Genomic DNA, 18,779 nt, shown 5'->3' with positions numbered 1-18,779 from the left:
ACTTTCGCACAGCCGGAAGAGGCCCGTAAGTGATTTGGCAACACTCGACGCGTTCTTGCATCTGGCATATGCCAGCGGCTGACTGTAGCCCATATTTTTCGAACAGCCTTGCTGCTGGCGGTGGTTGGTGCAAGTCAGCGGGGGCGTGGAGGGGGTGGCGGGCGCACGCGCGCCGTGTTCGCGCGGCGCGCGCGCCGGGCGTCGTGGCATATGCGGCTGCCGGGGTGCGGCGGGTGCGGAGGGGTGGGAATGGGGGCGGGTGCCCTCGTGTTGTACGGGGCGGAACGAAAACGAATCCCGTTCCCGTAAAGGGGGCGGGTCGTGGTCCACGAGTCCGGAGAGGATGCCCATGAAGTCACGAATCCACCCCGTCTCCCGTCCGGTGGTCTTCCGCGACCGTGCCGCCGGGACGGCCTTCCTCACCCGCTCGACCGCCGATTCCGACCGGCGGACGACGTGGGAGGACGGCCGCAGCTACCCCGTGATCGACGTGGAGACCTCGTCGGCGAGCCACCCGTTCTACACCGGCACCCAGCAGGTGCTGGACACGGCCGGCCGGATCGAGCGGTTCAACCGCCGCTACGGCGGCGAGACGTCCTCCCAGGGGGCGTGAAGCCCCTCGCGCGCCCCGCGTCGTGCCCTGGATCACAGTTTGGGGCAGGGATGGCCGGGAACAGTGCGCGGTGGTTTATCGTTCACCTATATGTGGATGACGCCCTGAGCGCCCACATTCAAGCCGCCCCGGCTGGATTCCCCCGATCCGGCCGGGGCTTCCCGTTGCCCGGCTCCCCGGCCCCGGCGGCATCACCCTGCCCGCGCCCCACCACCGTCCCGGCCAGCAGCGCGGCCCCGGCGAGCGCGGCGGGTGCCACGGCTCCCGCGGCGGGCCACAGTCGCACCATCAGGGCCGCCAGCGCGGCCCCCGCCACCACGGCGGCCAGCCGCCCCGCCACCCAGCCGTCGCCGTCGTGCCGTCTGCCCACGGCGAGCCGGCCGATGAGAGAGGTCAGGGTGCCGGTGAAGTAGTTCGTGGGCGTGGCGCGCACCCGCCCCTGAATTCCCATCGCGAGCCCCATGAGCGCCAGCAGCCCCAGCCGGTCCGTGTCCGACGTGATCAGCCGCGCCGCCCACAGCGCCGCCCCGGCCGCGAGCAGCACCACCTCCGCCAGGAGCATCACCGGCATCCGCCGCCACACCCGCTCACCCACGACGGCGGCCCCGGCCACACCGCAGCCGTACGAGAACAGCGCGGTCACCACACGCAGCGCCACGCCTTCCTCGCCCGCCCCGACCGCCGAGGCGCCCAGCAGCACGAGGTTGCCGGTCATCACCCCGGCGAAGACCTGTCCCACGCAGATGAAGACGAAGGCGTCCGCCGCCCCGGAGGCAGCCGACAGCAGCAACAGCGCGAGGTGGCCGTGCGCCGCCCCCGCCCCCTCGGGGCCGGCCGGACCGGTGGATGACTGGTAACGGGGAGTCGCCACCCCAGCATCTTCGCCGCAGCCCGCCCGCCCGGCCGTGTTGCGCCGCGTCCGGCGTGGCGGCCCGGGTCCACGCCGCCGCCGTCAGCCGAGCCCGCGCGCCTGCCTGAACCGGGTCAGGCCATCGGCCAGGTCCACCACCGGCTCCGGATAGTCCAGGCGCTCACGCTCAGCGCCGCGCAGCTTCCACGGCTCGTGCACGGCCGCCCCGGACAGTGACGCCAGCTCCGGTACCCAGCGCCGGACGTAGTCGCCGTCCGGGTCCAGACGCCTGGCCTGCGCCACCGGGCTGAGCACCCGGTTGGGCCGGCTGTCGGTTCCGGTCCCGGCCATCCACTGCCAGTTCAGCTGGTTGTTGGCGATGTCACCGTCCACCAGAAGGTCCAGGAAGTGCCGCGCGCCGACACGCCAGTCCACGTACAGGGTCTTCGTCAGGAAGGAGGCGGCGAGCAGCCGGCCCCGGTTGTGCATCCAGCCCTCGTGCCGCAGCTGGCGCATCGCGGCGTCGACCACCGGATAGCCCGTGCGCCCCTGCCGCCACGCCTCGACCTCGCCGGCCGCGTCCGCCTCACGGCGCCACCGGTCGTGCTTGGTGCGGTAGTTCTCCCAGGACGCGGCCGGCCGCGCCGCGAGGACCTGGTGGTGGAACTCGCGCCAGCACAGCTGCCGGACGAACGCCTCGGCGCCGGCGCCGCCCGTGTCCCGCGCCCGGCGCACCAGCTCGACCGGGGACAGGGTGCCGAAGTGCAGATGCGGGGAGAGCCGGGAGGTGGCGTCGCCCGCCAGGTCGTCGTGCCGGTCCTCGTACGCGGCGAGCCCGTGACGCCGCCAGTTCGTGAAGGCCCTGCGCGCCGCCTTCTCGCCGCCCTCCGCGAGACCCTCCGAGACCCCACGGACACCGCCCCGGGCCGGCACCTTCTCCGAGCGCGCCCCCTCAGGCACCCGCACCGTGCGCGGAGCGCCGAAGACATCGCGCAGCCGCTCGCCCGACCAGCGCCTGAAGTACGGGGTGAACACGGCGAAATGGTCGGAGGACGCGGGGGTCACCGCGCCCGGCGCCACCGCGGTGATCACCCCGTCGTGCACGCGCAGCCCACGCCCTGCGGACCCCAGTGCCTCACGCAGCCGCTCCTCCCGGCGGCGGGCGTACGCGCTGACCCCCGCCGCGACATGCACCTCCCGCGCGCCGGTCTCGGCGGCGACGGCACACACCTCGGCGGCCACCTCGCCCGACCGGATCACCAGCCGGCCGCCCCGGTCCCGCAGCCCGGCGTCGAGATCGCGCAGACAGTCGGCGAGGAAGGCACGCCGGTTCGGGGCGTCGAACCCGGCCGCCTCGATCGCGCGGTCGTGGACGAACAGCGGCACGACCTCGTCGGCGCCGGCGAGTGCGGCCCGCAGCGGCGGATGGTCGTGCAGGCGGAGATCGGCGGTGAACAGGACGACCGCTGTGGTCATGGGGCAACTCCAGGTGAGGCGGGGACTGCCATGCTGCCGTCCGTTCCACGCCCCGGCCCGCGCCGCTCAGGACGACACCGCGGGTACCGCCCGTCCGGGTGACACGGCGGTCTCGGCCGCCCGCGCGATGTTGCGGGCCATGCCGCCGAACACCAGGGCGTGGAAGGGCGAGACGCCCCACCAGTACGCGTGACCGAGCAGCCCGCGAGGATGGAACAGGGCCCGCTGCCGGTAACGCGTACGCCCGTTCTCGTCCCGCTCCACGTACATCTCCAGCCAGGCCGGGCCCGGCAGCCGCATCTCCGCGCGCAGTCGCAGCAGCCGGCCCGGTTCGATCTCCTCGACCCGCCAGAAGTCCAGCGAGTCGCCCACCCGCAGCCGGTCGGTGTCGCGCCGCCCGCGCCGCAGGCCCACGCCTCCCACCAGCCGGTCGAGCCAGCCGCGTACCGCCCAGGCCAGAGGGAACGAGTACCACCCGTGCTCGCCGCCGATGCCCTCGACCACCCGCCACAGAGCGGCCGGTGACGCGTCGACGGTGCGCTCGCGCACATCCGTGTACAGGCTGCCGCCCGCCCAGTCGGGGTCCGTGGGCAGGGGGTCGCTGGGCACCCCCGGCACGGAGGCGGAGGACCACCGGGTGGTGACGCGGGCCTCCCTGACCCGTTGCAGGGCCAGCCGCAGCGCCGTGTCGAAGGTGAACGGCTGCCCCGCGCCGTCCGGCACGTACTGTGCGATGTCGTGCTCCCGGCACACCACCTCGTACCGCAGGGATTCCGCGAGCGGCCGGGCGATCGGCGCGGGTACGGGGGTGATGAGCCCGACCCAGTGGCTGGAGAGGCCCGGTGTCAGCATCGGCACGGGCAGGATCACCCGGTGCGGCAGCTGGGCGACCTGCGCGTACCGCTGCATCATGTCCCGGTAGGTCAGGACGTCCGGCCCGCCGATGTCGAAGGTGCGGTTCACGTCCCGGGGCATGCCCGCTCCGCCCACCAGGTAGCGCAGCACGTCGCGCACCGCGATCGGCTGGATCCGGGTCGACACCCAGCTCGGCGTCACCATGACCGGCAGCCGCTCCGTGAGGTAGCGCAGCATCTCGAACGAGGCGGAGCCGGAACCGATGATGACCGCGGCGCGCAGGGCGGTGGTCGGGACGCCGGAGTCCAGCAGGATGCGGCCCACCTCCGCCCGCGAGCGCAGATGCGGCGACAGCTCACGCGCCGGCGTGCCCTCGGGCGTGAGGCCGCCGAGGTAGACGATGCGGCCGACGTCCGCCGCCCGCGCCTGCTCCGCGAACCCGGAGGCGGCCCGCCGGTCGGTCTCCTCGAAGCCGGCCCCGGTCGTCAGGGCGTGCACCAGGTAGTACGCGACGTCGATGCCGCGCATCGCCGGGGCCAGGGACTCCGCGTCCGTGACATCGCCCCGGACGACTTCCACCTCCCCGGCCCACGGATAGTCCCGGAGCTTCTCCGGGGTGCGGGCCAGACACCGCACCCGGTGCCCCGCCGCGAGGAGTTCCGGCACCAGCCGGCCGCCGATGTACCCGGTGGCGCCGGTGACCAGACAGTGCAGCGGCGCGTTCGCGTGGTCGCCCGTCATAGGACCTCCGCATCGGTTCGTTTCCTGCCGTATGCGCCGGGCCTTCCGCGACCGGCCCACTGCGACCAGTCTGACCTGCGGACCCGGTCCCCGCACGGCCGCGCCGGGAGTGGCCCGCGCCTTCCGGGGCATCCGGGCTCCATGGACGCAGCAGCCGCGCAAGGTGAACGCGACACGACCCGGTCCAGGGGATGGGGGCGGCTTCTGCTGCGCGTCTCCCTACTGGGCCTGGCCTTCCTGGCCCTGGTCGGATTCTCCGTCGTCCTGGCGAAGGTGACGCTCACCCCGTCGCCCGCGTCCGAGGATCTCGTCACGTCGAACCTGCGACCGGGACGCTCCCTGCGCCAGTACGCCGAGGACTACACCTTCCTCGCCGCGTGCAAGCAGGCCGGGGGCAACCTTCTGCTGGGCATGCCGTTCGGTGTCCTGCTGCCCGTCCTCGTACCGCGACGGCTGCGGATGATCCGCATGATCCTGCTGACGGTGCTGGTCATCGCCGTGGTCGAACTGGCACAGGGAGCACTCGTCGCGGGCCGCGCCTTCGACGTGGACGACGTCATCCTCAACACCGCGGGAGCGGTCCTGGCCTACCTGCTGATCGGGCGCCGCCTGAGCCACCGCTACCACGTCCTCGCGGACGGGCCCGGCCGTACGGCGAAGCCCGCCCCGGTACCCCGCCCGAAGACGGCCCGCCGCCGTGCCCGGCCGAAGGCACACAGTGGGCGGACCGGTTCGCGCTGGTCACGGATGCGGCAGGGCGTACGGGCCGGGGCCGCCCGGGGCCGCCCCCGCAAGCGCTGACCGGGACGAGCGCCGGGAACCGACCGATACCTCGATCGGCCCGTGGCCGATTGCGGAGGGCTTTCCCCGGGCCGACGGTGACAGGACACCGGGCGTGACATGAACAGGGGCCGCGCCGGTCACCGCCGAAGGGGAGCGACATGACGGACGCCCAGTGGAGCCCGGGGCGACGAGCCGGAGACGCCGCCGAGTTCCTGCCCGTGCTGGACGTGACCGAACCCGCGCGCCGGCGCAGGCTCACCATCCTGTTCCGGCTGCTCCTGCTGATCCCGCACGCCGTCGTGCTGTTCTTCCTGGAGATCGCGGCCTTCTTCACCGTCGTGTTCGGCTGGTTCGCCGCCCTGGCGCTCGGCCGGCTGCCCGCACCCGTCTACCGCTTCCTCGCCGGGGTCCTGGCCTACCGGACACGGGTGGGCGCGAGCGGCATGCTGCTCATCGACAGCTACCCGCCCTTCACCCTGACCCAGCCGCCGCACTACCCGGTACGCATCGATGTCCGGCCGACCCGGCTCAACCGGCTCGCCGTCCTGTTCCGCCTGATCCTGGTGATCCCCGCGGCGATCGTGCAGGGGCTCGCCACATCCGGCTGGTCCGCCCTGGCGATCCTGTGGTGGCTGATCACGCTGATCCTCGGGCGCATGCCCCGGCCCCTGTTCGAGGCCACGGCGGCCACCCTGCGCTACGAGATGCGGGTGTCCGCCTATCTGTCGATGCTCAGCCCCGCCTACCCCAAGGGCCTGTTCGGCGAGGACGCCGCCCTGGTACCGCAGGAGGAACCGCGCTCCGCCACCAGGCCGCTGGTCATGAGCACCGCAGGAAAGGCGCTGCTGGTCCTCTTCCTCGTCATCGGGGTCATCAGCGGCGTCACGACGTCCGTGACCCGCTCCTCCCCGGACGACAGCGGCTACAGCATGCGGCCGTAAAGGGTTCGTGCGCACGCCCGCTCCCCGGGCATGATCGCCGGATGACATGGACAGCCCCTGAGGCCACACGTACGCCCGGCTCGCTCGTCGCCGGAGAGCGGGAGACGCTCACCGGATTCCTGAACTGGTTCCGCTCCACCCTGCTCCAGAAGTGCGCCGGCCTGACCGGTGAGCAGCTCGCCGAGCGGACCGTCCCGCCGTCGAACCTCGCGCTCCTGGGGCTCGTACGCCACATGGCCAAGGTCGAACGCACCTGGTTCCGGCAGCGGTTCGCCGGCCAGGAGCTGGAGCCGATGTACGACCCCGCGAAGGGCAAGGACGCGGACTTCGAGGACCTCGACCCGGCCCGAGCCGCCGAGGACTACGCCCGGCTGGTCGAGGAGTGCCGGCTCGCCGACGAGATCGTGGCGGGCGCCTCACTGGACGACACCTTCACCCACAACGGCGAGGTCTACTCCCTGCGCTTGATCCACGTCCACATGATCAGCGAGTACGCGCGCCACATCGGCCACGCCGACCTGGTACGGGAGCGGCTGGACGGCGTCACCGGGGCGTGAGGGAGGCGGGTGACGGCGTGCGGCGACCGGACCGTCCGCTCCCTCGTACAGCGACCGGCGCAGGTGCCGCGGCCTCCGGTGTGAATCCGGCCGGCACCGCCCGCCCCTCACCCGCCACCCCAACTCGCTTCTCCAGCGGGACCCTTGACGCCCACTGCTCCCTGGGTATGGTCTAGTCCAAGTGCAGGGCCCGGCCCCGGCCACCCCCTACGCAGGGGTGTCCGGTCATGGTTCTGCCGTGCCCTTCGCACCTCTTGGCCCCACACCTGAGAGGCCGGTCTGCCGCTTTCGGACTCCCCACAGTCCGCGCGCAGCGACGCCTCATGTGAAGGAGAAGCATGCACGCGAAAAGGAAGACCGCCGCGGCCGTCGGGGCCGTACTCGCCCCCGTACTCGCGCTCACCCTGCCGACCGGCTCCGCCAGCGCCCACGGCTACATCTCGTCACCGCCCAGCCGGCAGGCCCAGTGCGCCGCCGGGACCGTCAGCTGCGGCTCCATCACGTACGAACCGCAGAGCGTGGAGGGCCCCAAGGGGCTGACCAGCTGCAGCGGCGGCAACAGCGGCTTCGCCGAGCTGGACGACGACTCCAAGGGCTGGCAGGTCACCCCGGTGAGCCGGAGCACCTCGTTCCAGTGGGTACTGACCGCCCGTCACGCCACCAGTACCTGGCAGTACTTCGCGTCCGGCCAGAAGATCGCGGAGTTCAACGACAACGGCGCCCAGCCCGGCGCGACCGTCACCCACCAGGTGGACTTCGGCAACCTCTCGGGCAAGCAGAAGGTCCTCGCGGTCTGGAACATCGCCGACACCGCCAACGCCTTCTACGCGTGCATCGACGTCAACGTCAGCTGACGACACCCGTCACCGGAACCCACCGGGAACAGGAGCCCCCGCCCTGCGTAGGGTGGGGGCTTCGGTGGTCGCGCGGGACGCGGCACGGGCGGAGGGCGGAACATGACTGACCACTGGGTGCGGCTCGAACTCGACACCACGACCTTCGACGCCGAACGGTTCGGCGCCTACGTCACCCGGTGCCGGGACCAGGGCATCCGGCTGACCACGCTCGCGGAGCTGGGCGACACCCCGGAGCACCGCCGCGCGCTGTACGAGCTCAACAAGGAGTGCTCCGCCGACATTCCGGAGCGGGGCGAGTTCTTCACGTACGAGGAATTCTGCGCACGCCGCTTCGACGTACCGTCGTACGACCCGCGCGGTGTCGTGATCGCCCTCGACGGCGAGGAGTGGATCGGACTGGCGGCCACGTCCCGCCACACCGGCTTCGTGTTCAACGAGATGACCGGGGTGAGGGCTCCTTACCGGGGCCGTGGCATCTCCATCGCCATGAAGACGTTCGGGATGGACTTCGCGCGCCTGTGCGGTCTGCACCGGATCCGTACGTTCCACCACCCCGCGAACGCGAGCGCGATCGGGATGAACCGCACCATGGGTTTCGTCGACACCGAGTGAACCCGGCCGATCCGTGCGACACGTCGACCGGGCGGACTTTCGCGGAGGCCGAAGTCGTTGAAGCCATGATGAGGTGCCGCGGCCGATGAGATGACCCGGCCGGACGTCGACGATGGGAAAGACGCATGCCTCTTCAGGGCGAGTACCAGCCGAGCCCCGCACAGTGGGTCCGTGACCAGGTCGAGCAGTACGAGAGCTCGGGGGGAACGGAGGGGACGACGATGCGCGGCATGCCGGTCATCGTCCTGACGACCGTCGGCGCCAAGAGCGGGAAGATCCGCAAGACGCCCCTCATGCGCGTCGAGCACGACGGCCGGTACGCGGTGGTCGCCTCCCAGGGCGGCGCCCCGAAGCACCCGGTCTGGTACCACAACCTCGTCGCCGACCCGCGCGCGGAGCTCCAGGACGGGCCGGTGCGCCGGGACATGACCGCCCGTGAGGTGACCGGCGAGGAGAAGGCGCTCTGGTGGGAGCGCGCGGTCGAGGCGTTCCCCGACTACGCCGACTACCAGAAGAAGACGGACCGGGAGATCCCCGTCTTCGTACTGGAGCCGGTCGACGGCGGCCACTGAGACGGCGGGAACACCGCGGCCGGTGGGCGCTGCCCCGGGGCGGCGCGCCACCGGCCGGCGCGGGACCCGGATCGCGTGGCGTGAGCAGCTGCGGGACCTGGCGCGCGTGGCGGGATAGTGTCCAGCTCGGCCCCTGAGGGGTGGGGTCGAGCGGAAGGATGCAGAACCTATGACAGACAACTCAGGCCTCGTCGCGTTCGTCCGGGCACGCCTCGACGAGGAAGAGCAGGCAGCGCGGGCAGCGGGCGGCGAGGGGTGGCGCTGCCCGGCCGAGGTGCCCGGCGAGATCCACGACCGCGGCGGTGCGATCGCCTTCACCCTGCGCAACCACGGCTACGACCGTCACATCGCCCGGCAGGACCCGGCCCGCACCCTCCAGCGCATCGAGACCAACCGGGTCCTCCTGGACGAGTACACCGAGGTCGCCGCCCTCGACATCGACCGGCCGCAGCGCGATTTCGCCTCGGGCCGGGCCTTCGGCCTGGGCTTCGCGGTCCGGCAGATGGCCGCCGAACACGCCGGGCACCCCGACTACCAGGTGAAATGGCTGCCCCGTTTCACCCAGTGACCCCCGGGGCCGCCGGCCCGCTCCGGTGGCACCGCGGGTCAGAGCGGGTTCGTCCCGTGGTCGCCCTTGGTGGTCACCTGGTCGCTCCGCTCCCGGAGCCGGCGCGCCTTGTCCTGGAGGCGCCGGCGCTCCTGCGGGTCGGACGCACGATCGGCGGCCTCCTGCATCTCCCGCGCCTTGGCCCGGATCCGCTCGGCGCGGCCGCCGGTTTCGTCCGCAACGCTCATGATCACTCCTGGTTCTCGATGGAGAGCCGACCACTCCAGCGAATCAGCGCCGCCCCGCGCCCGCATCTCGAACCGCCGCCGCCCCGGGGCCGCCCGGGTGCCCGGCCGCCCGGTGCCCGCATGTCCGGATGTGACAGTCAACCGTCATTGCGGCCACCCCGGATCCTGACGACGATGGGTCCATGCCCACCCCACACCGCGTCGTCATCGCGGTCTTCCCCGGCGTCGACCTCCTCGACGTCGCCGGCCCCGCCGAGGTCTTCGCCCTGGCCAACCGGGCCGGCGGGGGCCGCGCCGACTACGAGGTCCGGCTCGCCGCCCCCGAAGCGGGCGCGGTACGGACATCGGCGGGTGTCCGGCTGGTCCCCGACCTGACCTTCGCCGAGGTCGGCGGGCAGGTGGACACCCTGCTGGTGCCCGGCGCGGTCGACATGACCGACGACGGCCCCGTCGCCCGGATCGACCAGGACATCGTGGCGTGGGTCAAGGAGACCGCCCGGCACGCCCGTCGGGTGGCGTCCGTGTGCGTGGGCGCACACCTGCTGGCCGCGGCCGGACTCCTCGACGGCAGAACGGCCACCACCCACTGGTCGACGGCCGCGCAGCTCGCCGCCGCGCACCCGGAGGTCACCGTCGACGCGGACCCGATCTTCGTCCGTGCCGACCGGGGCCGGGTGTGGACCGGGGCCGGCATCAGCGCCTGCCTGGATCTCGCACTCGCCCTGGTGGCCGAGGACCGGGGCGAGGACGTCGCGCTGGCCGTGGCGCGGCAACTGGTGATGTACCTCAAGCGGCAGGGCGGGCAGAGCCAGTTCTCCGTTCCCCTCAGCAGGCCTGCCTCCTCGCGGCGCGACATCGACGACCTGCGGCTGTGGATCGCCGACCACCTCGACGCGGACCTCCGTGCGGAGGTGCTCGCCGGGCGGATGTGTCTGAGCGAGCGGCATTTCGCCCGGGTCTTCACACAGGAGACCGGCGTCTCCGCGGCCGCCTATGTGGAGGCCGCCCGGGTCGAGGCGGCCCGCCGGCTGCTGGAGACGACCGATGACCCGCTCGACCGTGTCGCGGCGACGGCCGGGCTCGGCTCGGCGGAGACCCTGCACCGGGTGTTCCGACGGCAGCTCGCCACGACCCCCGCCGCCTACCGCCGCCGCTTCCGCACCGGGCCGGCCTGACGCGTCGGCCTTCCACCGTCACCCGCGACTTCTTCCCGCCCACGCGGGGCGGACAGCTCCGCCCTGCCCGCATCCCCGAGAAAGGCACACCATGAACACCGCCACCCACCGGCCGTCCCCGACGCTGCGCGAGGTCACGGGCGCGGAAACCCGGCTGCCCCGGCTGAGCGACTCCGTCCTGATCCTCATCGACGTCCAGAACACCTACCGCACCGGCGTCATGGCCCTGGAGGGTGCCGAGGAGGCCGTCGCCGCCTGTGCCCGCCTGCTGGAACGGGCCAGGGCCGCCGGCACCCCCGTCATCCACGTCGTCCACGACGGCGGTGAGGGCTCCGCGTACGACATCCGCGCCCGCATCGGTGCCATCAGCGACGAGGTGGCCCCCAGGGAGGGCGAGACGGTGGTGGTCAAGCACTTCCCCGACTCCTTCCACCGGACCGAACTGGAGAAGACCCTGACCGCCCTGGGCGCGGCGCCCGGCAGCGGCAAGGAGCTGGTCCTCGCCGGCTTCATGACCCACATGTGCGTCAACTACACCGCTCAGGGGGCCTTCAACCTCGGCTACCGGCCCGCCGTCGTCGCCGAGGCCACCGCCACCCGCAGCCTCACCGCACCCGACGGCACGGTCCTGCCGGCCGCCGCGCTCAAGACCGCGGCCCTCACCGCCATCGGCGACCTCTTCGCCCCCGTCGCCCGCACCGTCGACGCACTCCCCGGCTGACGGGCCCACGGGGGAGGAAGGGGACCACCGAAGCCCGTATCGGCGGCAAGACCCGCTACGGGGACGCCCGACGTCCTCGGGCGGCTCCGGCGGCGTGCAAGGTCAGGGTCCGCGCCACACGTTGGCGAAGGCGGCGTTCTCGATGGAGCGCCTCTGGCGTACGGCCTCCAGCTCCATCACCGCGTCATGGACGCCGGCCACCACGACCGTCACCTCGTCACCGAGATCGGTCTCCTCGTCGGACCGCTCGCTCTCGATGCCCACCGCCGAGGCAAGAGCGGTCAGGACGGGCTCCCTCTCCTCCCAGCGGGCGGCCGCCCGGCGGCGCGCGGGCGTATCGGCGGCCTCCACGCGTTCCGCGCCGAAGGACAGCCGGCGGCCCCGCTTCGGGTTCAGCTCGCCGTCCGCCTCCAGGGCGGCCTGGTACGCGGCCGCGAGATCCCGGCCCCGGCGCCACAGCCAGTCGTCGATCCGCTCGTGGGGCCCCTGCCGGGTGAGCGCGGCGGCGGCCTCGGCCAGGAGCCGGTCCTCCGGCTCCGGGGGACCGCCCGCCACGACGCGGTCACCGTCCAGGCCGGCCGCTCCCGCGCCGATGAGGTCGATCAGTTCCGCTCCCGCGAGTGCGAGTGAGAGGTCGCCCTGTCCGACGGGGTGTTCCGCCTTCGGGTCCATGGCGGTGATGAACAGGTCTTTCGCCGTGGTCATGAACGGCTCCCCTCGCAGACGTCGGCAGAGCTCTGTCCCGGTCGGTCCAGCCGGCATCCGACCTCGGTCCACCGGCGGGACGACCGTCACGATCAGTATCGCCCCACCGGGCGGCGAGCCACCCTGTACGGCGTCACGTCGAGGGCGAGGAAAGCGGAAGGACTAATCGAAGGTGTGAGAAGGAAGTCCTCCCATGGCCTCGCCGGGACCGACGCTACCAGTCACGCGGGGATCAGGTCGCGCAGATGTGCCGGAGTGACGATCACGGAGTCCGGGTGCAGGCCGTCCGGGCGTTCCAGACCGATGTACGTGACCGGGCCGTCCGGCACCGTCACCCCGTCCCACAGCGTGGTGGCCGCTCCACGCCCCGCCATCAGACCGGTGAGGTAGCGGACCGTCAGGTAGTCGCGCTCGACGACGCCGCGCACCAGGGTCGCCACGGACACCCGGTTGCCCTCGACGCGGTTCGCGTACGGGCTGCCCGCCAGGTACAGGTGGAGCCACCTGGCCCGCCAGCCGCCGTCGGGGCCGCGCAGGAATGCCAGCGGCAGGGCAACCCTGCCCGGCCCGCGCAGTTCGGACTTCATGCGGACCGTACGCGGCTCGAACGGGCGGCCCGCCTGCTCGGCGTCGCGGGTCATGAACCCGAAGAACGACTCCTCGACGGCCTCGAAGCTCTCCCCGGAGAAGATGTTGACCTGCGGGACGATGAAGTCACCGCGTACGGCGTCCAGACGCAGGTTGATGAACTCCGAGGCGCCTTCGGGGGCTTCCGTGATGTCACCGGAGTGTTCGCCCCCGACCTCGGTGAGCGCGGTGTACGACAGCCAGCACACCGTCTCGTAGTCGGCGTCGAGCATCAGCGCGGACAGGTCGAAGTCGGTGTCGTGCTCCGTCTGCCTCCAGTGGACGAAGAAGCGCAGCAGCTCACCGTCGACGGGGGTCAGGGAGCCGCGGGGGAGCACCCCGAGGCCCTCGGCCGTCGACTTGCCGCTGAGCGGGAGCGCCACATCCAGGACATCCGGGTCGATCAGCAGGTGCCCGGCCTCCGGCAGGCGGCGGCTCGTCTCCGCGTCCAGCGCCGCGATCAGGCGTTCGATCCCGGGCCGCGGTACCGGCGGACGGGTGTCGGTGGCGACCCAGGCACGGGCGCGCTGATTGACGAAGACACGGCGCCCGCCCGGTGCCCCGGTCCGGTTGTGCAGGTGCTCACGGACCGACAGCAGGACCCTGCCCGACACGTGCGGGGCGGCCTGCCCGGCGGCGGCCACGACCGCATCGCGTTCGCCGTCTGTACGGCACAAGCGCAGCAGACGGTCCAGCGAGCGGAACAGCTTGCCCGGGGCGGCCGCCAGCAGCCGCGCCGCGCCGGTCACGTCATCGGCGCCGAGCAGCTCCTCGACGCGGCTGTCGAGGGACCGGGCCTCCCGCTCGCCCCGGGCCACGGCGAAGACCTCGGCGGCATGCGGCCGGTTCGGGTACTCGTGCGGATGCAGGCGCTCGCCGAGACGCTTGAACGCCTCACGATGGGCCGGCACGTCGGCGAGCTTGCCGGGCGCCGCCGCGACCACGGCGTCGAGCCCGGCCAGCAGCGCCCGGCGCACCGGCCGGGACAGCGACCGGAAGCGGGTCGGTTCCACCAGGGTCACATCACCGTCGCTCAGGGCGCAGGCCAGGCGGAGCACATCGGTGACGGTGTCCAGCAGAAGGTCCCGGCCGGCCGCGAGACGGCCGGCGTTGACGACGGCCCTGTTCTCGCGCACGGGTACGGCCTCCGGCTGCGGCCCGTCCGCACAGTGCGCGGCCAGCGCGGCGAGGTCGCGCAGGCCCTCCTCGCCCAGCGGGGTGCTGCTGCCCGCGAGGGCGAGGTAGAGCGCGGTGACCTCCTCTTCCGAGGTCCCGCCCAGGTGCAGGACCGTCATCCGGTCGCCGGCGGCAGCCGTCAACTCGTCGTGCGCGGCGAGCATCTCGGCGTACGAGTGCCGGTAGTTGCCGTACGACGGCAGGGTCAGCAGATCGACCAGCCCCGTGCGCAGCTGCTCGATCGCGCCGGCGCGCGAGGTGCCGTCCAGGAGCGCGTCGGTGATGCACTCCCTCCAGAAGTCGAAGGTGTCCGGCACACCCGCGGGGAAGTCACGGAAGTACGTGTTGTGCTGGACATGGTCGCCCACCATCTGCCGCACGACGTCCAGCGTGCGGGTGGCTGTCTCGGCCACGGTGTCCTCGGACAGGGCCGACAGACGCTCCAGCACGCCGGCCGAGAGCTTGAAGCCCACGGACATCAACGCGATGTCCAACTGCCGCGCGGCGCCGTCGCCTTGCCCGGCGGGCCCGGACGGGGCGGGCAGGCGGTGGGTGTGACGGATGACCAGAGGGTCGAAAGGGTGCAACGACATCCGGGCAGGATCCCAGAACCGCAGGGGAAGAGGCACGCGAGTTTCGGGGCCCCGGCGGTTCACCGCGTGGCGGGCTCCCAGGCGAAGCCGTCCGGGTCGGTGAACGAGGCGCTGCCGCCGCCGACGACCAGCCGGTGCGAACCAGTGCCCTCCGGCGGCACACCGGCGTCCTCGGCGAGGGCGCGGCGCGGGTAGAGGGCCAGCTTGACCGCGCTCTGCGGCGTCGCGAACTCGACGTACTTGCGCCCGTAGCTCTTGCCGACGGTGAACCCGCGGTCGATGTAGAACTGCTTGCTCGCGGCCATGTCCCCGACCCCGAGCAGGAGCACGAACTGGTCGATCCTCCCGGTGTCCGGGCCCTTGTCCTTCTTCGCCGAGCTCGCGACCTTCCACAGCGCGCCGTCGGGCGCCCGTACGACCCCGCCGTAGCCCCAGAACGACTTGGCGGCCGGCTTCACCGGTGTGGCCCCGGCGTCGAGCGCCGCGTCGATGAGGCTTCGCACGGTGGCCGGCTGGGCGACGGTGAGTGACAGGGTGTAACCGCGGAAGCCGGTCGTCGGTGCTTCCGCGGCCCGCGCCCGGATCTGCGAGTCGAGACCGAAGGCCGCATTGTAGAAGCGGAGGGTGGCGGCCGGGTCCTCGGCCTCAAGGGTGATGTGTTCGATGGAGGTCATGCGTCGAGGCTATTTCCGTCCCGCGCGCCACGCTTCTCGATTCCTGACCGGTCACGTCCACCGCGGGTCAGCCGCCCACCGAGCTGGTCGTGAATCGGTCGCCGCAGATTCGGAGCTGCGGGTCGCGCAGGGTGAGCGCCTCCTTGGAACCGGGCGGGTACACGCGGAGGTAGTCGGCGCCGGCCCAGCACCCGGAACCGTTGATGTGCTGGTTGAGTGTGTGCAGGGTGACGTTCGCCGCCTTGCCCGGGGCGATCACCCTGCGCCCCTGCGCCGCGCCTTCGCGCTTCGCGGGTACGCCGATGACGCTGCCGTCGCGCTTGATCAGGGAGACCCCCGGGAAGCCGGTGAGGGTGCAGGAGTGCGCGGACTTGTTCACGAAGGTGAGCCGGTAGTAAAGGTGGCCCGCGCCCGCGTCGGCGCGCCGCACACTCATGGTCAGGCCCTCGGCCGTGCACCGTGCGGAGCCCGAAGCGGAACCGGAGCCGCCGGCCGTGGCGGTGGCGGAACCGGGCGTCGTGGTGGGTGTGGTGCCGGGGGAGGACGGCGGCGTGGCGGGCGCCGACGAGGCCGCGTCCGGAGGGGGCGCAGGGGTCTGCGCGGAGCCGGTGCTTTTGGTGTGGGCCGCGGCCCCGGCCGGGTCGCCGGACGACGAGGCGCCGTCGCAGGCCGCCGCGACGAGCGCGAACGACAGCACGGCGACCGGGGCGAGGAGGTGTCGGCGGAGTGGCCGGGCTCTCCCGGCGGTTGTGCGGCCTCGTGGACGGAGCGCGCGCCCGGACGGTGAGGGGGTGGCGGTGGCACGTGAGAGTGAACCCATAACGGACGGCTGCTCGATTTCCGGCGGTCCGAACCTGATGATCTTACGAAATTGTGGCGGCCGGTGCCGTCCGGCCCCGAGCGGTGGCCGGCCTACTCCGGGGCGGACCCTGCGACGGGCAGCCCGGCCGTCCGGGCCGCCTCGGCGAGCACCTCGCGGAACATCGCCGCGGTGAGCCGGCCGGTGAAGACATTGCGCTGGCTGACGTGGTAGCAGCCGAACACCGTCAGCGGGTCGCCCGCCCCGTCGGCGGGCGCGAGCGTCGTACGGACACCGTGGCCGAACACCGGCCGGGGCTTCGGCACCTGACGGCCGGCCCGCTCCAGGGCGGCGAGCGCCGCCTGCCAGCCGAAGCCGCCCAGCACGACCACGGAACGGACCGTCGGCCGCAGCAGTTCGAATTCCCGGGCCAGCCAGGGCCGGCAGGTGTCCCGCTCGCCGGGTGTCGGGCGGTTGGCGGGCGGCGGGCAGTGCACGGGCGACGTGACCCTCACCCCGTACAGTTCGAGGCCGTCGCCCGGACCCGTCACCGTCGGCCTGGAGGCCAGGCCGAGCTCGTACAGCGTCGCGTACAGGAGGTCGCCGGCCCGGTCCCCGGTGAACATCCGCCCCGTCCGGTTCCCACCGTGCGCGGCGGGCGCGAGGCCCGTGATCGCCAGGGAGGCGTCGGAGGGCCCGAAACCGGGCACCGGACGTCCCCAGTACTCCCAGTCGCGGTACGCCGGACGCTTGGCGCGGGCGGTCTCCTCCCGCCACTCCACGAGGCGGGGGCAGGCGCGGCACCGGATCAGCTCCGCGTCGAGGCCGGCCAGCGTGCGGGAGCGGGCCGCGGCCCGTACCGGGTAGTCCTCGGCGGTGCACATGCCCGACCCGCTTCCCGTCCGTGCCGACGCTCCTCGGGGCTCGCCGGGTGGCGGGCCCTTCGGAATGAGCGTACCCAGGGCGGAGGGGGCGAAGGCCACGGACCTGGCCCGCGCACCACGAGAAGAAGTGACCTGGGCGAGGTGGCGTGAGGTGGCGCGGTGAACAGGATCTGCACGGTCGGGCACTCGACGCGCGAGTTCGACGAGCTGCTGGAGCTGCTGCGCGGGAACGACGTCACCTGTCTCGCCGACGTGCGCTCGTTCCCGTCGTCGAGAAGGCTCCCGCAGTGGAACCAGCAGGAAATCATCGATGCCCTGCCGCCCGGCATCGGATACCGGTGGATGCCGAAGCTCGGAGGACGGCGGCACACCCCGAAGGGCGTGGAAAGCGTGAACGGCGCCTGGCGGGTCAAAGCCTTCCGCGATTACGCCGACTACATGGCGACCGGCGAGTTCCGGGAAGGTCTCGACGCGTTGCTGGAACTCGCGGAGCACGAACGGCCCGCGATCATGTGCAGCGAGGCCGTCCCGTGGCGCTGCCACCGCAGACTGATCACCGACGCGCTGATCGTCGCGGGCGCGGAGGTCGTCGACATCCTGTCGCCCACCTCGACGCGGCCCGCGGTCCTGAACAAGGACGCGCGGGTCCGCGACGGCGGTCTCGTCTACCCGCCCCACGACTGAGGCGGCCCGCCGGCGCCGGGCGCGCCGGGGCCGTTCCCGGGCCAGGGCCGCAGCTTCTCCGGGTTGCGCACCGCCCAGACACGGTGGACGCGGTCCCCGGCCAGGCCGAACGCGGCCACCGTGACGGTGGCGCCCGCGTGCTGGGCGACCAGCCCCGGCCGGCCGTTGACCGTCCGCTCCAGGAGCACCAGCGCGGGAACCTTCTCGGCGAAGTGGACCAGGTACTGGGCGACGCGCTCGCCGCCCTCCACCGGACGCAGGGCCGCCCCGGCCAGCCCGCCCCCGTCGGTGATCAACGCGGCCTCCGGGTCGAGCAGGCCGACCAGCGCCTCGATGTCCTTCGCCTCCCACGCCTCCTTGAAGTCCCGCACCAGCACGGCCTGCTCCGCCGACGGACCCGTCTGCGCCCGCGCTTCACGGACGCGCCGACGGGCCGAAGCGGCGAGCTGCCGGCAGGCCGGGGCGCTCCGGCCGACGATGCCGGCGACCTCGGCGAACGGGTAGCGGAAGACGTCGTGCAGGATGAACGCCACCCGCTCGGCCGGTGTCATCGACTCCAGCACGACGAGGAACGCCATGTTCACGGACTCGTCCAGGGTGACCCGGTCCGCGGGGTCCACCGGTCCGTCCCCGCCGCCCGCGGCGCCCCCGCCGACCCACTCCGTACGGTCGGGCAGCGGTTCGGGGATCCACTCGCCGACGTAACGCTCGCGCCTGACACGCGCCGAGCCGAGGACGTCCAGGCAGACCCGGGCGGCCACCGTCGTCAGCCACGCGCCGGGGGACGCGATGGCCTCCTGCCGGCTCCGGGGCATCGCGTACCAGCGGGCGTACGTCTCCTGCACGGCGTCCTCCGCCTCGGCGAGCGAACCGAGCATCCGGTAGGCGAGGTTGATGAGCCGGCGGCGTTCGCCGACGACCGCGCTCAGGCTCGGCTCCGGGCGTGCGTCGGACCGCTCGTCGCCCGGCTCGGATGGTGTGCTCATGATCGTGACCGTCCCTGATTCTTCTCGTCCGATTCCGTTCCCGCCGGTTCGACGGAACAGCGCACCCGAATGTGAGGTCCACGCACCCCACCTCTCAGCCGGG

At 72.8% G+C, this 18,779-nt stretch carries 21 protein-coding genes; 11 read left to right on the top strand and 10 right to left on the bottom strand.

Going from position 1 to position 18,779, the window contains the following annotated elements:
• Positions 1 to 349: 349 nt before the first annotated feature.
• Positions 350 to 613: a type B 50S ribosomal protein L31 gene (locus P8A18_RS00910; RefSeq protein ID WP_306050783.1), complete on the top strand. Its 264-nt coding sequence runs from the start codon at positions 350 to 352 to the stop codon at positions 611 to 613.
• 118 nt (positions 614 to 731) lie between these two features.
• Here P8A18_RS00910 and P8A18_RS00905 read toward each other — a convergent pair whose 3' ends face one another.
• The 3 genes from P8A18_RS00905 to P8A18_RS00895 form a co-directional block, all read right to left on the bottom strand.
• Entirely contained in the window at positions 732 to 1,403 is a 672-nt protein-coding gene (locus tag P8A18_RS00905) for a YoaK family protein (protein WP_371933750.1), read from the bottom strand.
• Positions 1,404 to 1,565: 162 nt separating this feature from the next.
• Positions 1,566 to 2,939 carry a cryptochrome/photolyase family protein gene (locus tag P8A18_RS00900; protein ID WP_306050781.1) on the bottom strand — a complete coding sequence of 458 codons (1,374 nt, stop codon included), beginning with the start codon at positions 2,937 to 2,939 and terminating at the stop codon, positions 1,566 to 1,568.
• 66 nt (positions 2,940 to 3,005) lie between these two features.
• The gene (locus tag P8A18_RS00895; RefSeq protein ID WP_306050780.1) at positions 3,006 to 4,535 is read right to left on the bottom strand and encodes an SDR family oxidoreductase; all 1,530 of its coding nucleotides are present in this window, start codon (positions 4,533 to 4,535) and stop codon (positions 3,006 to 3,008) included.
• 141 nt (positions 4,536 to 4,676) lie between these two features.
• On the opposite strand from P8A18_RS00895, the gene P8A18_RS00890 reads away from it, so the two are divergent.
• From P8A18_RS00890 to P8A18_RS00860, 7 genes are all read left to right on the top strand, one after another.
• Positions 4,677 to 5,336 carry a VanZ family protein gene (locus P8A18_RS00890; RefSeq protein ID WP_306050778.1) on the top strand — a complete coding sequence of 220 codons (660 nt, stop codon included), beginning with the start codon at positions 4,677 to 4,679 and terminating at the stop codon, positions 5,334 to 5,336.
• A gap of 140 nt (positions 5,337 to 5,476) precedes the next feature.
• Positions 5,477 to 6,259 carry a DUF4389 domain-containing protein gene (locus P8A18_RS00885; RefSeq protein ID WP_306050776.1) on the top strand — a complete coding sequence of 261 codons (783 nt, stop codon included), beginning with the start codon at positions 5,477 to 5,479 and terminating at the stop codon, positions 6,257 to 6,259.
• Between the two features lie 41 nt (positions 6,260 to 6,300).
• Entirely contained in the window at positions 6,301 to 6,816 is a 516-nt protein-coding gene (locus P8A18_RS00880) for a DinB family protein (protein WP_306050774.1), read from the top strand.
• 338 nt (positions 6,817 to 7,154) lie between these two features.
• Positions 7,155 to 7,670, top strand: a complete 516-nt coding sequence (locus P8A18_RS00875) for a lytic polysaccharide monooxygenase auxiliary activity family 9 protein (protein ID WP_018550747.1) — start codon at positions 7,155 to 7,157, stop codon at positions 7,668 to 7,670.
• Positions 7,671 to 7,772: 102 nt separating this feature from the next.
• A complete protein-coding gene (locus P8A18_RS00870) occupies positions 7,773 to 8,285 on the top strand; it encodes a GNAT family N-acetyltransferase (protein WP_306050772.1) in 513 nt (170 codons plus the stop codon).
• Between the two features lie 125 nt (positions 8,286 to 8,410).
• Positions 8,411 to 8,857 carry a nitroreductase family deazaflavin-dependent oxidoreductase gene (locus P8A18_RS00865; RefSeq protein ID WP_018550749.1) on the top strand — a complete coding sequence of 149 codons (447 nt, stop codon included), beginning with the start codon at positions 8,411 to 8,413 and terminating at the stop codon, positions 8,855 to 8,857.
• A gap of 169 nt (positions 8,858 to 9,026) precedes the next feature.
• Positions 9,027 to 9,425: a DUF6221 family protein gene (locus P8A18_RS00860; protein WP_018550750.1), complete on the top strand. Its 399-nt coding sequence runs from the start codon at positions 9,027 to 9,029 to the stop codon at positions 9,423 to 9,425.
• A gap of 38 nt (positions 9,426 to 9,463) precedes the next feature.
• Here the strand turns inward: P8A18_RS00860 and P8A18_RS00855 are convergent, their stop codons facing one another.
• A complete protein-coding gene (locus P8A18_RS00855; RefSeq protein WP_018550751.1) occupies positions 9,464 to 9,652 on the bottom strand; it encodes a DUF6381 family protein in 189 nt (62 codons plus the stop codon).
• Between the two features lie 182 nt (positions 9,653 to 9,834).
• Between P8A18_RS00855 and P8A18_RS00850 the strand changes: the two genes are divergently transcribed.
• Together P8A18_RS00850 and P8A18_RS00845 are read left to right on the top strand one after the other, a co-directional pair.
• On the top strand, positions 9,835 to 10,827 hold the full coding sequence (locus P8A18_RS00850; protein WP_306050770.1) for a GlxA family transcriptional regulator: 993 nt from the start codon (positions 9,835 to 9,837) through the stop codon (positions 10,825 to 10,827).
• 91 nt (positions 10,828 to 10,918) lie between these two features.
• Positions 10,919 to 11,548: a cysteine hydrolase family protein gene (locus tag P8A18_RS00845; protein WP_306050768.1), complete on the top strand. Its 630-nt coding sequence runs from the start codon at positions 10,919 to 10,921 to the stop codon at positions 11,546 to 11,548.
• A 102-nt stretch (positions 11,549 to 11,650) separates the two neighbouring features.
• On the opposite strand, the gene P8A18_RS00840 is transcribed toward P8A18_RS00845, so the two are convergent.
• The 5 genes from P8A18_RS00840 to P8A18_RS00820 form a co-directional block, all read right to left on the bottom strand.
• Positions 11,651 to 12,253, bottom strand: coding sequence for a GPP34 family phosphoprotein (locus tag P8A18_RS00840; RefSeq protein ID WP_306050766.1), 603 nt, complete (start codon positions 12,251 to 12,253; stop codon positions 11,651 to 11,653).
• A gap of 221 nt (positions 12,254 to 12,474) precedes the next feature.
• Entirely contained in the window at positions 12,475 to 14,649 is a 2,175-nt protein-coding gene (locus tag P8A18_RS00835) for a TerD family protein (RefSeq protein WP_306050764.1), read from the bottom strand.
• A gap of 59 nt (positions 14,650 to 14,708) precedes the next feature.
• Entirely contained in the window at positions 14,709 to 15,323 is a 615-nt protein-coding gene (locus P8A18_RS00830; RefSeq protein ID WP_306050762.1) for a VOC family protein, read from the bottom strand.
• Positions 15,324 to 15,390: 67 nt separating this feature from the next.
• The gene (locus P8A18_RS00825) at positions 15,391 to 16,020 is read right to left on the bottom strand and encodes a DUF4232 domain-containing protein (RefSeq protein WP_306050760.1); all 630 of its coding nucleotides are present in this window, start codon (positions 16,018 to 16,020) and stop codon (positions 15,391 to 15,393) included.
• 215 nt (positions 16,021 to 16,235) lie between these two features.
• Positions 16,236 to 17,006 (bottom strand): uracil-DNA glycosylase, encoded by a 771-nt coding sequence (locus P8A18_RS00820; protein ID WP_306050759.1) that lies wholly within the window; start codon positions 17,004 to 17,006, stop codon positions 16,236 to 16,238.
• Positions 17,007 to 17,165: 159 nt separating this feature from the next.
• On the opposite strand from P8A18_RS00820, the gene P8A18_RS00815 reads away from it, so the two are divergent.
• Positions 17,166 to 17,690 carry a DUF488 domain-containing protein gene (locus P8A18_RS00815; RefSeq protein ID WP_306050757.1) on the top strand — a complete coding sequence of 175 codons (525 nt, stop codon included), beginning with the start codon at positions 17,166 to 17,168 and terminating at the stop codon, positions 17,688 to 17,690.
• Here P8A18_RS00815 and sigJ read toward each other — a convergent pair.
• A complete protein-coding gene (sigJ, locus tag P8A18_RS00810; RefSeq protein ID WP_306050755.1) occupies positions 17,672 to 18,676 on the bottom strand; it encodes an RNA polymerase sigma factor SigJ in 1,005 nt (334 codons plus the stop codon). The two genes, P8A18_RS00815 and sigJ, sit on opposite strands and share 19 nt — an antisense overlap.
• Positions 18,677 to 18,779 lie beyond the last annotated feature (103 nt).

The organism is Streptomyces sp. Mut1 (assembly GCF_030719295.1).
GTDB classification, from domain to species: Bacteria; Actinomycetota; Actinomycetes; order Streptomycetales; family Streptomycetaceae; genus Streptomyces; species Streptomyces castrisilvae.
This window is presented reverse-complemented; position numbering and strand designations above follow the sequence as displayed.

Excerpts from the sequence above, each read along its gene's own strand:
- P8A18_RS00875 (WP_018550747.1), top strand. The coding sequence starts at position 7,155 with ATGCACGCGAAAAGGAAGACCGCCGCGGCCGTCGGGGCCGTACTCGCC.
- P8A18_RS00890 (WP_306050778.1), top strand. The coding sequence starts at position 4,677 with ATGGACGCAGCAGCCGCGCAAGGTGAACGCGACACGACCCGGTCCAGG.
- P8A18_RS00870 (WP_306050772.1), top strand. The coding sequence starts at position 7,773 with ATGACTGACCACTGGGTGCGGCTCGAACTCGACACCACGACCTTCGAC.
- P8A18_RS00880 (WP_306050774.1), top strand. The coding sequence starts at position 6,301 with ATGACATGGACAGCCCCTGAGGCCACACGTACGCCCGGCTCGCTCGTC.
- P8A18_RS00855 (WP_018550751.1), bottom strand. The coding sequence starts at position 9,652 with ATGAGCGTTGCGGACGAAACCGGCGGCCGCGCCGAGCGGATCCGGGCC.
- P8A18_RS00850 (WP_306050770.1), top strand. The coding sequence starts at position 9,835 with ATGCCCACCCCACACCGCGTCGTCATCGCGGTCTTCCCCGGCGTCGAC.
- P8A18_RS00840 (WP_306050766.1), bottom strand. The coding sequence starts at position 12,253 with ATGACCACGGCGAAAGACCTGTTCATCACCGCCATGGACCCGAAGGCG.
- P8A18_RS00885 (WP_306050776.1), top strand. The coding sequence starts at position 5,477 with ATGACGGACGCCCAGTGGAGCCCGGGGCGACGAGCCGGAGACGCCGCC.
- P8A18_RS00820 (WP_306050759.1), bottom strand. The coding sequence starts at position 17,006 with ATGTGCACCGCCGAGGACTACCCGGTACGGGCCGCGGCCCGCTCCCGC.
- P8A18_RS00865 (WP_018550749.1), top strand. The coding sequence starts at position 8,411 with ATGCCTCTTCAGGGCGAGTACCAGCCGAGCCCCGCACAGTGGGTCCGT.
- P8A18_RS00860 (WP_018550750.1), top strand. The coding sequence starts at position 9,027 with ATGACAGACAACTCAGGCCTCGTCGCGTTCGTCCGGGCACGCCTCGAC.
- P8A18_RS00845 (WP_306050768.1), top strand. The coding sequence starts at position 10,919 with ATGAACACCGCCACCCACCGGCCGTCCCCGACGCTGCGCGAGGTCACG.
- P8A18_RS00910 (WP_306050783.1), top strand. The coding sequence starts at position 350 with ATGAAGTCACGAATCCACCCCGTCTCCCGTCCGGTGGTCTTCCGCGAC.
- P8A18_RS00895 (WP_306050780.1), bottom strand. The coding sequence starts at position 4,535 with ATGACGGGCGACCACGCGAACGCGCCGCTGCACTGTCTGGTCACCGGC.
- sigJ (WP_306050755.1), bottom strand. The coding sequence starts at position 18,676 with ATGAGCACACCATCCGAGCCGGGCGACGAGCGGTCCGACGCACGCCCG.
- P8A18_RS00900 (WP_306050781.1), bottom strand. The coding sequence starts at position 2,939 with ATGACCACAGCGGTCGTCCTGTTCACCGCCGATCTCCGCCTGCACGAC.
- P8A18_RS00835 (WP_306050764.1), bottom strand. The coding sequence starts at position 14,649 with ATGTCGTTGCACCCTTTCGACCCTCTGGTCATCCGTCACACCCACCGC.
- P8A18_RS00830 (WP_306050762.1), bottom strand. The coding sequence starts at position 15,323 with ATGACCTCCATCGAACACATCACCCTTGAGGCCGAGGACCCGGCCGCC.